Origin of the sequence: Peristeroidobacter agariperforans (assembly GCF_004138335.1) — a bacterium.
In the GTDB taxonomy this organism is placed as follows: Bacteria; Pseudomonadota; Gammaproteobacteria; order Steroidobacterales; family Steroidobacteraceae; genus Steroidobacter; species Steroidobacter agariperforans.
The window spans coordinates 27,556-39,510 of sequence record NZ_RYFW01000002.1 but is presented as its reverse complement, the minus strand read 5'-3'; the positions used below and the strand labels follow the sequence as shown (position 1 = coordinate 39,510).

Genomic DNA, 11,955 nt, shown 5'->3' with positions numbered 1-11,955 from the left:
AGTTCACAACGGCCTCAAGGAGCCGATCAATGTTCGCACCGCCCACTCTCAACCTCGATATCAACAAACACGAGCGTTAGTTTCGCGAGATGACTTGCGGAGCGCGCCCGCTCCCGCAAGTCAGGTGCGAGCCTTTTGGCTCCAACGAACCCCTGGCCGGGAAACCTGCCAGGGGTTTTGCTTTTCTGGCGTTTGAACTTTGTATTCGCGACAACTTTATGAGCATTCACAAGCTGAATCCCGAGCGCAGCGCGGCTGAGCACAGCGCGTTGGCGGTCGGTTTGAATTTTCATCACGAGATTCACCGGTTCCCCGAGACCATTCTCAAGGCGCGCGCCATTCGTGCGCTCGAGAACGTCGCGGCAAAGTATCCGGTGTATCGCCACGTACGTTACGCGTCGCAACGCAAGCTGGAAGAGCTGTTCGACGATCTCGCCCTGCACTCGGGACTGAGCGCCTGTCGCCTGGGCGCCGGCAGCCTGTTGCTGGAAGGGCCTGGGATCTTCATCAGCGCCGAAGGCTGGCGGACCGGTATGTTCGTGTCCTGCGGCTTCAATATCTGGACCGAGAGCGTGGCTCGCATCGAGGAAACACGCGAGAAGCTGCTGCGGATCATCGGCGAGGCTTTCGCGCGTCACCGGATGTTCACGCTCTCCTGGAACTTCATGGACAGTCGTTCCGGGCTGAACTTCACGACGTTCGATGAGTTGGCGAACGATGACCTGCACGACGAAGCCTATCCGGCATTCGATCGTCCGGTGCGCAGTTTCATTCGCGAGTACCTGGAGGCGGACGAGACCGTGCTGTTGCTGCTGGGACCGCCGGGCACGGGCAAGACCAAGCTGGTGCGAACCATCCTCGGCGCGATCTCCGAGCGCAAGGGCGACAGCGCGGAAGTGATGTACACGGGCGACAAGAAGGCGCTGGAGAGCGACGAGATCTTCGTCGACTTCATCACCGGCCAGCACGATGCTTTCGTCATCGAGGATGCCGATCATTTGCTGTTGGCGCGCAGCAGCGGCAATCACGATCTGCACCGCTTCCTGGCGATCGCAGACGGCGTCGTCCGTGCGCAGGGTCGCAAGATCATTTTCACGACCAACTTGCCGAACGTCGCCGACGTCGATGAGGCGTTGCTGCGGCCGGGTCGTTGCTTCGCCGCCGTGCGCACTCGTTTGCTGAGCCGGACCGAGTCGCTGGCGCTGATGCACCGACTGGTCGAGGATCGGGCCCGATGCGATGAGTTGATCGGCGGCTTGTTCCCGCCGGGTGTGCGCAGCGTGTCGGTGGCGGACGTGTATCGGGCTTCGGGGAAGACCGGCCGGCCGAGCTAGAGCTTGCAGAGCCGCTCGGCCGCTTCTTCCAACGTCGAGTCGTTCTTGGCGAAGCAGAAGCGCAGCACGCTGAGCTTCGGCGGCGACACGTAGAACGGCGAGACGGGAATCGAGGCCACGCCGGCCTCGCGCAATACGCGGTCGGCGAACTCGACGTCGCTTTGTCCGGTGATGGCGCTGAAATCCAGCAGCTGGAAATAACTTCCCGCTGCTGGAGTCCAGCTGAAACTGGAATTGCGTAGCAGCTCGAGGAAACGATCGCGCTTGGCCTGATAGAACGCGCCGAGCCCGGCATTGTGCTCGGGCACTTCTTTGAGAAAGTCGGCAATCGCAAGTTGCAGCGGATGCGCGATGCTGAACGTATTGAACTGATGAACGCGCCGGATCTCACGAGTGATGTCGGGCGGCGCGACGGCGTAACCGACCCTCCACCCCGTCGCGTGCATCGTCTTCCCGAATGAGAAGACGGCAACGCCGCGCTCATACAACTCTGGATGCTCGACGAGGCTCGCGTGGCGAGCGCCGTCGTAAATCATGTGCTCGTACACTTCATCCGATATCACGAGCGCGTCCGTGGGCCGTAGGATCTCCGCGAGGATGTCCAGCTCCTTGCGCGGGATCACCGTCGTCACTGGATTGTGGGGCGTATTGATCATCACCAGCCGAGTGCGCGGCGTAATCGCGGCACGTACGCGGTCCCAATCGATCTGGAACTTCGGCGGGTCGAGCGGAATGTGAATGGGCCGTCCACCGGCAGAAATCACCGCCGGCGCGTACGAATCGTAAGAAGGATCGAACAAGATCACTTCCTCGCCGGGGTGCACGAGCGAGACGACCGCAGAAAAGATGGCTTCGGTCGCGCCGAGCGTCACGGTGATTTCGCTGTCGAGATTGGGCACGCGACCGTAGCTCGCCCCCAGCTTGAGCGCGATCTGCTCGCGCAGCTCGGCGACGCCGATCATCGGTGCGTACTGGTTTTGACCCGCCGCGACATGATGAGCGAGCAGTTGCTTCAGCCGCGCCGGCGCGTCGTAGTCGGGAAAACCCTGCGCCAGGTTGATCGCGCCCAACTCGCGGGCGCGATTGGTCATGACCGTGAAAATCGTGGTGCCGATGTGCGGCAGCTTGGAACGGATGTTCATCGCTCTATTTAGCAGCGGCGGCCATCTGCATGTCACGCTGTCTGCGTTTTTCCTGGCGCGCCATGAAGATGCCGGCCGCGATGACGCCGAGGGTGACGAGCAACACGATGATGGTCGCAAGCGCGTTGATGTCCGGGCTCACGCCCAAGCGCACTTTGGAGAAGATCACCATCGGCAGCGTACTCGCTCCCGGGCCGGACACGAAGCTGGTGATCACCAGGTCATCGAGCGAGATCGTGAACGCCAGCAGCCAGCCGGAAACCAGCGCCGGCGCGATGATGGGCAAGGTGATGACGAAGAAGATCTTCGCCGGCCGTGCACCCAGATCCATCGCCGCCTCCTCCAATGAGTCATCGAGCGAAGACAGCCGCGACTGCACGATGACAGTGACATACGCCAGCGTCAGCGTGATGTGCGCGATCGTAATGGTCGTAAAGCCGCGCTCGAGATTCCAGCCGAAAGCCTGTTTCAACGCGCTGTCCAGGACCACGAACAGCATCAACAACGACAGGCCGGTGATGACTTCCGGCATGACCAGCGGCGCCGTGGTCATGCCCGACAACAGCGTGCGACCGCGAAACCTGCCGAAACGAGCCAAGGCGAGACCCGCCAGCGTGCCTAGAATGACTGCACCGGTCGCGTTGGTCGCGGCGATCTTCACCGACAGCCACGCGGCGTCGAGGATCTGACGGTTATCGAGCAGCCGGCCGTACCATTGGGTCGAGAAGCCGCCCCACACCGTGACCAGTCGCGACTTGTTGAACGAGTAAACGATCAGCGACAGGATGGGGATATAAAGAAACGCGAAGCCGAACGCGAGCACGGACAGGCGGAACGTCGATGACTGCTTCATCGGTGCGCTCCGCGAGCTTCAGCGGCCTGGGCCCGCTGCAACAAGACGATCGGAATGACCAGCAGCAACAGCAGCGCAATCGCTACGGCGCTCGCTGCCGGCCAGTCGCGCTTGGTAAAGAACACCTGCCAGAGCACCTTGCCGATCATCAGCGAATCGGACGGCCCCAGCAGCTCCGGAATCACGAATTCGCCGACCGCCGGGATGAACACCAGCATCGAGCCCGCGACGATGCCCGGCAGAGACAGCGGCAGCGTGATCGTCATGAATGTCTTGAACGGTCGCGCGCCGAGATCGGCCGCGGCTTCCAGCAAGGTCAGATCCATCTTCTCCAGATTGGAGTACAGCGGCAGGATCATGAATGGCAGATACGAATAAACGATGCCGACGTAGATCGCGAAGTCCGTCTGCAGCATCACGATGGGCTCGTCGATGAGGCCGGTCCACATCAGAAAATTATTGATGAGACCGTTGTTCTTGAGGATGCCGATCCATGCGTACACCCGCAGCAGGAACGACGTCCAGAACGGCAGGATGACCAGCATCAACAGGATGTGACGCCACTTCGACTCGGCGCGGGCGATTGCATAGGCCATGGGATAGCCGATCAGCAGGCAGAACAGCGTAGAAACCGCCGCGACCTTGATCGAGTTGAGATAGGCCTTCGCGTACAGGCTGTCCTGGAACATGTTCGCAAAGTTCTTCAGCTGCAGGTTGACCTGCGCGACGCTGCCATCGATCCAGGTCAACAGCGGCGCATACGGCGGCATGCCGATGCGCGCTTCGGAGAACGCGATCTTCAGAACGATGATGAAGGGGACCAGGAAGAACAGCAGCAGCCACAGATAGGGAACGGCCGTGACCGCCGTGCGGCCGGTGATTCCCCAGCGCACCAGGCGCGACTGCGTCCAGCGATACGGCGGCAGCCTGTTCAGAAAGTCGAGAATCAGCTGAACACCCGCGCTGTGCCGATGCCGGCGCGGCGCTTCAGCACGCGCGCTCATTCGCTCAACACCACGGGACTGGAGGGATGCCAGCTCAAGTACACCGTTTGATCCCAGGTGATGGAACCTTCGGCATGCCGGTAAGTATTGGGCTGCGTGATCCGCACCATCTTGTTGGATGCGAGTTGCACCAGGTACACGGACATGTCGCCCATGTACGCGATCTCCTTGACCGTGCCTTGGACGACGTTGTCGGTCTGATTCGGCCGCTCGACGGAGATATTGATCTTCTCGGGTCGGATCGCGGCGGACACCACCGCTTCGGGCGCGGAGCTGACGCCGTGATCGACGTAGATCGTGCCGCCGAGCTCGGGCGAATCGATGCGCACGTGGTCCGGCTCGTCCTCGATCAGCCGGCCTTCGAACATGTTCACGTTGCCGATGAACTCGGCGACGAACTTGCTGCTCGGATATTCGTAGATGTCCTTGGGCGTGCCGACCTGGATGATCTCGCCCTGATTCATCACGCCGATGCGCGACGACAGCGTCATCGCTTCTTCCTGGTCGTGAGTTACGACCACGAACGTGACGCCGAGCTGCTCCTGCAGGTTCACCAGCTCGAACTGCGTGTGCTCGCGGAGTTTCTTGTCCAGCGCGCCGAGCGGCTCGTCGAGCAGTAGCAGCTTGGGGCGCTTCACCAGCGAACGCGCCAGTGCGACACGCTGTCGCTGGCCGCCCGAGAGCTGATGCGGTTTGCGCTTGCCGAACTGCTGAAGCCGCACGAGCTTGAGCATGTCATCGACGCGCGTGGCGATCTCGTCCTTGGGCAAGCCGTCCTGCTTCAAGCCGAACGCGACGTTCTGCTCCACCGTCATGTGCGGGAACAGCGCGTACGACTGGAACATCATGTTCACCGGGCGCTCGTACGGCGGGATGCCCGTCATGTCGACGCCGTCGATGAACAGCTTGCCGCTGGTGGGCTCCTCGAAGCCCGCCAGCATGCGCAACAGCGTGGTCTTGCCGCAGCCCGAGCCGCCGAGCAGGCAGAACAGCTCCTTCTTGTAGATCTTCAGCGAAACACTGTTGACGGCGACGAAGTCACCGAACCGTTTGGTGACGCGCTCGATGTGCACATAAGGAACAGCTTGCGGATCGTTCCAGACCGCAAGCTGTTGCTGGGGCCGCGGATTCGTGGCCATCAGTAGCGGCGCTTTGCGTTATTGGCCGGTGGTGAACTTCTGCCACAGGCGCGCCATCGTGGCGGTGGCCTGCTCGCCGTAAGCCAGCGACGGGAACAGCTTGGCCTTCACTTCCGGCGTCGGATAGATGCCCGGATCGTTGCGCACTTCCTCATTCACGAGCGGGTAGGCCGCGGCGTTGGCGTTGGCATAGTTCACGAAGTTGGAGTTGTTGGCGGCGACCTGCGGCTCCATCAGATAGTTGATGAACGCGTGCGCGTTCCTCGGATGCTTGGCATCGGCGGGGATGGCCAGCATGTCGAACCACACGATGGTGCCTTCCTTCGGAATCGAGTACGCGACCTTCACGCCCTGGCCGGCTTCGGCGGCACGGTCACGCGCCTGCAGGATGTCGCCGCTCCAACCGATGGCGATGCACAGATCGCCGTTGGCGAGATCGTCGATGTACTGCGAAGAGTGAATCTTGCGGATGTAAGGACGGATCAGCTGCAGCTTCTCGGCGGCGGCATTCAGGTCCTCGTCCTTCTGGCTGTTCGGATCGCGGCCCATCCACTGCAGCACGACTTTGAGGATTTCATCGGGCGCGTCCAGCACCGACACGCCGCAGTCCTTGAACTTGGCGATTTCCTTGGGATCGAACAGCTGGTTCCAGGAATCGAGCGGCGTATCGCCCAGGATCTTCTTGACCTTGTCGACGTTGTAGCCGATGCCCGTGGTGCCCCACAGGTAGGTCACCGAATGTTCGTTGCCCGGATCGTGGAGCGCGACGCGCTGCTGGATGTCCGGATCCATGTGGACCAGGTTCGGCAGCTGCGACTTGTCCAGCTTCTGGAACACGCCGGCTTTGATCTGGCGCTCCAGGAACGAAGCCGACGGCACCACCACGTCGAAGCCGGAGTTGCCGGCCAGCAGGCGGGTCTCGAGCATGTCGTTGGAGTCGAAGACATCGTAGGTGACCTTGATGCCGGTCTTCTCCTCGAAGTTCTTGATGGTGTCTTCGGCGATGTAGTCCGACCAGTTGTAAACGTGCAGGACTTTTTCTTCGGCGGCAGCGGCGCCTGGAGCCTCGGACTGTTGTGCTTCTTCCTTCTTGCCGCAAGCGGCGAGCGCCAGAGCGATCGTCGTAACGGCCAGCCCGGCGCGCAGTGTACTGTTGAACGCCCTACTCATCAGGATTTCTCCCCGCAACGTTGGTTGTGCGCGGGAGGGTAACGCAGAAAAGGGGCGTGGGCTACAACCTACTCTTGTTGAATCTGCAGGGCACAGCAGCTCGCAGCGTCGGCATCAAAATCGGCGTTGGCGCTGCAATTCGTCCCGGGTTTGATCCAAAGCGAGCCGCGCTTTTTCGACCAGCTCGTCGATTTGCGCATGGGTGATGACCAAAGGCGGTGCAATGATCATGGTGTCACGCACCGCTCTCATCACCAGACCGTTGGCGATGCACAGGTCTCGGCAGAGGACGCCGACGTCGCCGGGATCGGGGAAGTTCTGGCGCTTGGCTTTGTCCTTCACCAGCTCGAGCGCGCCGATCAAACCGACGATGCGCGCCTCGCCGACCAGCGGATGGCTCGCCAACTCCTGCCAGCGTCGTTGCAGGTACGGACCCACGTCGTCGTGGACCCGCTCGACGATGCGCTCTTCACGCAGGATTTTGATAGCGGTACAGGCGACCGCGCAGGCCGTGGGGTGCCCCGAATAAGTGAAACCGTGGTTGAACTCGCCGGCCTTGGTGGTCATCACCTCGGCAACCCGGTCGCCGACCATGACGCCGCCGATCGGCAGATAGCCCGAGGACAGGCCCTTGGCGATGGGCATCAAATCGGGGCGGATCCCGAAATATTCCGAGCCGAACCAGCGGCCGGTGCGACCGAAGCCGCAGATGACCTCGTCGGCGACCAGCAGAATGCCGTACTTGTCGACGATGCGCTGGATCTCGGGCCAATAGGTCGAGGGCGGGATGATTACGCCGCCCGCGCCCTGAATGGGCTCGCCGATGAATGCGGCGACTTTCTCGGGACCGATCTGCAGGATCTTTTCTTCGAGCGCACGCGCCGCGACCAGACCGAACTCTTCGGGCGACAGATTGCCGCCTTCGCCAAACCAGTACGGTTGCCGGATATGCACGATGCCAGGAATGGGCAAGCCGCCCTGCTCGTGCATGGGCTTCATGCCGCCGAGGCTGGCGCCGGCCATGGTGCTGCCGTGATAGGCATTGTGACGACTGATGATCACGGTGCGCTCGGGCTGGCCGAGCACGTTCCAGTAGTGACGCACGGTGCGCACGACGGTGTCGTTCGCTTCTGAGCCTGAACCGGTGAAGAACACGTGCTTGAACTGCGGCGGCGTCACTTCGGACAGCAGCCGCGCCAGCTCGATCGCCGGCGGATGAGCGACCTGGAAGAAACTGTTGTAGTACGGCAGCTCCTGCATCTGCCGATAAGCGGCCTCGGCCAGCTCGCGCCGGCCATAGCCGAGGTTCACGCACCACAAGCCGGACATGCCGTCGAGGATGCGACGGCCGCCCGACTCATATAAGTACACGCCCTCGGCGCGGGTAATGACCCGCGTGCCCTTCTTGCTCAGCGCCGCATGGTCCGTGAACGGATGGATGTAATGGGCCGCATCGAGCGCCTGCCACTCGCTGGTGCTGCGTTCGGGGATAGACGACGCCATGATGTTGTTGGTCGACGCTCGTGATTATCTGAAACGACGGAAATAAGTCATGGGACACCGGGCGCTGTGTACGCCCGCCTCATACATTCAATAACAGGTGCTCGCGTTCCCACGAGCTGATGACCTGTAAAAAGGTTTCGTATTCGTTCTCTTTCACGGCCGCGTAGGCGATGACGAAACGCTCGCCGAGGATCTCGATCAGCGGCCGGCAGTCACGCAGCAGCCGCAGCGAATCTTCGATGTTGCGGGGAAGAGAGAACGGCAAGTCATACGCGCTGCCGGTGATGGGCTCGCTCGGCTTGAGTCCTTCGACCATGCCGAGATAGCCGCACGCCAGCGAAGCTGCGATGGCCAGATAGGGATTCGCGTCGGCGCCGGCGATCCGGTTTTCGACACGACGGTTTTTGGGATTCGACACCGGCACGCGTAGTCCCGCGGTTCGGTTGTCATAACCCCATTGTGTATTGATCGGTGCGGAATAGTGCCGCGTGATGCGCCGGTAGGAATTCACGTTCGGCGCGAACAGCGACATGGCAGCCGGCAGATACTTCTGCAGGCCCGCGATGTGCGAGAAGAACAGCGGCGAAGGACGGCCTTCGGCATCGCTGAACACATTATTACCGGTGCGGCGGTCGACGATGCTCTGGTGGATGTGCATGGCGCTGCCGGGCTCGCGGGCCATCGGCTTCGCCATGAACGTCGCATACATCTTGTGACGGAGCGCCGCTTCGCGGCAGGTGCGCTTGAACAGGAACACCTGGTCGGCCAGCGACATCGCGTTTCCATGCAGCAGATTGATTTCCATCTGCGCCGCGCCGTCTTCGTGAATCAGTGTGTCGATCTCGATGTCCTGCGCCTCGCAGAACGCGTACATGTCGTCGAACAACGGATCGAATTCGTTGACCGCCGCAATCGAATAGGACTGACGGCCGATTTCCGGGCGGCCCGAGCGGCCGATCGGCGGCTTCAACGGATAGTCGGAATCGGTGTTCGGCTCGATCAGATAGAACTCGAGCTCGGGTGCGACCACCGGATCCCAACCGTGCTGCGCGTAGAGCTCGAGCACGTGCTGTAACACATAGCGTGGCGCCATCGTCACCGGGCGACCGTCGGAATAAAAACTGTCGTGAATCACACTGGCAGTGGGTTCGGCGGCCCACGGCACGACACGCACAGTGGTTGGATCGGCCTTCATCACCACGTCGATTTCCGACGGGCTGATCGCGCGATCGTCATCCGGATAATCGCCGGTGACCGTCTGCAAGAAGATGCTCTCCGGCAGGCGCATGCCTTCTTCCTCGGCGAACTTCGCCGCCGGCATCACCTTTCCGCGCGGCACGCCGGCCATGTCCGGGATGATGGCCTCACACTCTGAAATGCCGTGTTCTTTGAAAAATTGTTGAATGGCGCTCATACGAATCACCTTGCCGCTCGTTGGCGGGCACGCTCGCGCGCGGCTTCGCCAAAGGCGGCGAACAGCGCACGCGAAAAAGAGTTGTCCTTGAACTTCCACTCCGGATGCCATTGCAGCCCGAGTGCGAGCGAGGGTGCGTCCGCCGCTCGAAAAGCTTCGATCACTCCATCCGGGGCGCGCGCCTCGACGACGAGGCCTTGGCCCAGGGTCTGCACCCCTTGGGAGTGCAGTGAATTCACTTTCAATCGCTGCTCGCCCGATAAGCGCGCGAGCAGCCCGTTCGGTGTCAGCTCGATGTCGTGCGCCGGGCCATACTGCTCATCGAGCGGCGCTTCGTAGTCCTCGCGATGATTTTGATAGCCGGGTACTTCGTGCAGCTTCTGCCAGAGCGTGCCGCCGAACGCGACATTCATCTCCTGGAAGCCTCGACAGATCGCCAGCAGCGGCAAGCCCGCCTCGATCACTCGCGGGATCATCGGCAGCGTCGTCGCATCCCGATGTGCGTCGTGCAACGTGCCCGGCTCGCTGGCCGGACCGTTGTACCGATGCGGCTCGACATTCGACGGACTGCCGGTGAGCAGAATTCCATCGAAGTCCGCGAGCAGCTCACGCGCTTCCAGCCCGTCACCGAGCGACGGAATCAAGACGGGAACGGCCTGAGCGCCTTCCGCCACCGCGGCGATGTACTTCTCGCCGACGCAGTGGAAGTAATGGTGGCCCAACAGACGCCTGTCTGCCGGAATACCGATGAGAGGCCTACGAGTTGACACGTTTAAGATCTTTAACAACCCGCCAGATTACTGGCGTGGTCGCGAGGCATCATTTAACCACAACCCAAGGCCAGCCGCCCGTCCGGGATTGGATGATGGGGACGAAACCTTGTATCTTCAATGGCTTATAAAGCCACCAGCATTGGACATCCACTTGCCGGCGCTCGTTGCCAATGGCTATCCTCGCTCCGGTTACAACGCTCGGGACATTCCCCGGGCGTCCCCAAATCTTAAACAGGCAAACCCTTATGGCGGTCACCGACCCCTCTGTGCTGCTGACCGCCTTCCGACAGCGATACCCCCATACGCGCTTTGTCGATGTGCTTCTCGCTGACTTGTGCGGAATCCCACGCGGAAAGCGCGTGACTATCGATGAACTGCCCGGGACGTATCGCGGCAGCTTCCTGTTGCCCGGCTCGATGTTCGCGCTCGACGTGCTCGGCGGCACGATTCAGGAAACCGGCCTCGGCTTCGACGAAGGCGATGCCGACCGCCGCTGCCTGCCGATCGAGGGCACCTTGGTTCCAGTGCCCTGGCGCGATGGCGAAGGCATCGCCCAGCTACAGGTGTCGATGGTCGACCACGACGGCTCACCGTTTTATGGCGATCCGCGTCATGTGCTGGCAGATGTGTTGAGGCGTTTCAGTGCGCTGGGCCTGACGCCGGTCGTGGCGATCGAATTGGAGTTCTATTTGCTCGACACCGAGCGAACTGTCGATGGCCGCGCGCAGCCGCCGCGCCTGCCGCAAACAGGTCGACGCGAGTATCTGACGCAGATCAACTCGATGGCGGACTTGAATGAATACTCGGCAGTGCTCGCGGAGATCTCCGCTGCCTGCGAAGCTCAGCAGATTCCCTCGGGCACTGCGCTGGCTGAATACGGGCCGGGCCAGTTCGAGGTGAATCTGAACCACTGTGCTGATGCGCTACTCGCCTGCGATCAGGCGATTCGCTTCAAGCGGCTGGTGCGAGGAGTGGCTGCCCGGCACGGCATGGAAGCGACGTTCATGCCGAAGCCCTACATGGACCACGCCGGCAGCGGCGCTCACATTCACGTGAGCATGCTCGATCGAGAGGGTCGAAATATCTTCGCTTCGGACGATCCCACCGGCAGTGCTCAACTGAAACACGCAATCGGTGGATTGGCGGCCACGATGGCCGACGCCATGCTGATCTTCGCGCCGACCGCGAATTCATATCGGCGCTATCGGTCGGAGTCGTATGTGCCGCTGAATCCGAGCTGGGCCGTGAACAATCGCGGCGTAGCCCTGCGCATTCCCGCGAGCACGCCGGAGAACCGTCGCATCGAACACCGAGTGGCCGGTGCGGATGCGAATCCTTATTTGCTGACGGCTGCCGTGCTTGCCGGCATCCACCACGGCTTACAGCGCAATCTCGACCCGGGCGCCCCGGTGGCCGGGAACGCATATCGCGACGCCGTTACTACCCTGCCGATCACCTGGCCCGAGGCGGCGCTGAAGTTCGAATCGAGCAATGTGATGCGGGACTACCTCGGCGAGAAATTCCATCGCCTGTTCGTAACGACTCGTCGCGGAGAATTACAAGCGTTCGAGTCGCATGTGAGTCCGCTGGAATATGCGTGGTATGCGCGAACGTGCTAGCTAG

10 protein-coding genes are annotated in these 11,955 nt (G+C 61.6%); 2 read left to right on the top strand and 8 right to left on the bottom strand.

Annotated elements, in window-relative coordinates:
* The first annotated feature begins 218 nt into the window (after positions 1–218).
* A complete protein-coding gene (locus EK373_RS14065; RefSeq protein ID WP_157994365.1) occupies positions 219–1,334 on the top strand; it encodes an AAA family ATPase in 1,116 nt (371 codons plus the stop codon).
* Here EK373_RS14065 and EK373_RS14060 read toward each other — a convergent pair.
* The 8 genes from EK373_RS14060 to EK373_RS14025 form a co-directional block, all read right to left on the bottom strand.
* The gene (locus tag EK373_RS14060; RefSeq protein WP_129643851.1) at positions 1,331–2,476 is read right to left on the bottom strand and encodes a methionine aminotransferase; all 1,146 of its coding nucleotides are present in this window, start codon (positions 2,474–2,476) and stop codon (positions 1,331–1,333) included. The genes EK373_RS14065 and EK373_RS14060 overlap by 4 nt on opposite strands.
* Positions 2,477–2,480: 4 nt before the next feature.
* Entirely contained in the window at positions 2,481–3,329 is an 849-nt protein-coding gene (locus EK373_RS14055; RefSeq protein WP_129643848.1) for an ABC transporter permease subunit, read from the bottom strand.
* A complete protein-coding gene (locus EK373_RS14050) occupies positions 3,326–4,333 on the bottom strand; it encodes an ABC transporter permease subunit (protein ID WP_129643845.1) in 1,008 nt (335 codons plus the stop codon). The genes EK373_RS14055 and EK373_RS14050 overlap by 4 nt, the downstream gene beginning before the upstream one ends.
* Entirely contained in the window at positions 4,330–5,472 is a 1,143-nt protein-coding gene (locus EK373_RS14045; protein ID WP_129643842.1) for an ABC transporter ATP-binding protein, read from the bottom strand. Before EK373_RS14045 ends, EK373_RS14050 begins: the two co-directional genes overlap by 4 nt.
* A gap of 18 nt (positions 5,473–5,490) precedes the next feature.
* Positions 5,491–6,642, bottom strand: coding sequence for a polyamine ABC transporter substrate-binding protein (locus tag EK373_RS14040; RefSeq protein ID WP_129643839.1), 1,152 nt, complete (start codon positions 6,640–6,642; stop codon positions 5,491–5,493).
* Between the two features lie 114 nt (positions 6,643–6,756).
* Positions 6,757–8,145, bottom strand: coding sequence for an aspartate aminotransferase family protein (locus tag EK373_RS14035; protein WP_129643836.1), 1,389 nt, complete (start codon positions 8,143–8,145; stop codon positions 6,757–6,759).
* A gap of 79 nt (positions 8,146–8,224) precedes the next feature.
* A complete protein-coding gene (locus tag EK373_RS14030) occupies positions 8,225–9,559 on the bottom strand; it encodes a glutamine synthetase family protein (RefSeq protein ID WP_129643833.1) in 1,335 nt (444 codons plus the stop codon).
* A 5-nt stretch (positions 9,560–9,564) separates the two neighbouring features.
* Complete coding sequence (locus tag EK373_RS14025) at positions 9,565–10,329, bottom strand: gamma-glutamyl-gamma-aminobutyrate hydrolase family protein (protein ID WP_198683339.1); 765 nt, start codon at positions 10,327–10,329, stop codon at positions 9,565–9,567.
* A gap of 362 nt (positions 10,330–10,691) precedes the next feature.
* Between EK373_RS14025 and EK373_RS14020 the strand changes: the two genes are divergently transcribed.
* A complete protein-coding gene (locus EK373_RS14020; RefSeq protein ID WP_198683338.1) occupies positions 10,692–11,951 on the top strand; it encodes a glutamine synthetase family protein in 1,260 nt (419 codons plus the stop codon).
* Positions 11,952–11,955 lie beyond the last annotated feature (4 nt).

Coding starts and splice junctions, on each gene's coding strand:
- EK373_RS14065 (WP_157994365.1), top strand. CDS start 219: ATGAGCATTCACAAGCTGAATCCCGAGCGCAGCGCGGCTGAGCACAGC.
- EK373_RS14060 (WP_129643851.1), bottom strand. CDS start 2,476: ATGAACATCCGTTCCAAGCTGCCGCACATCGGCACCACGATTTTCACG.
- EK373_RS14055 (WP_129643848.1), bottom strand. CDS start 3,329: ATGAAGCAGTCATCGACGTTCCGCCTGTCCGTGCTCGCGTTCGGCTTC.
- EK373_RS14050 (WP_129643845.1), bottom strand. CDS start 4,333: ATGAGCGCGCGTGCTGAAGCGCCGCGCCGGCATCGGCACAGCGCGGGT.
- EK373_RS14045 (WP_129643842.1), bottom strand. CDS start 5,472: ATGGCCACGAATCCGCGGCCCCAGCAACAGCTTGCGGTCTGGAACGAT.
- EK373_RS14040 (WP_129643839.1), bottom strand. CDS start 6,642: ATGAGTAGGGCGTTCAACAGTACACTGCGCGCCGGGCTGGCCGTTACG.
- EK373_RS14035 (WP_129643836.1), bottom strand. CDS start 8,145: ATGGCGTCGTCTATCCCCGAACGCAGCACCAGCGAGTGGCAGGCGCTC.
- EK373_RS14030 (WP_129643833.1), bottom strand. CDS start 9,559: ATGAGCGCCATTCAACAATTTTTCAAAGAACACGGCATTTCAGAGTGT.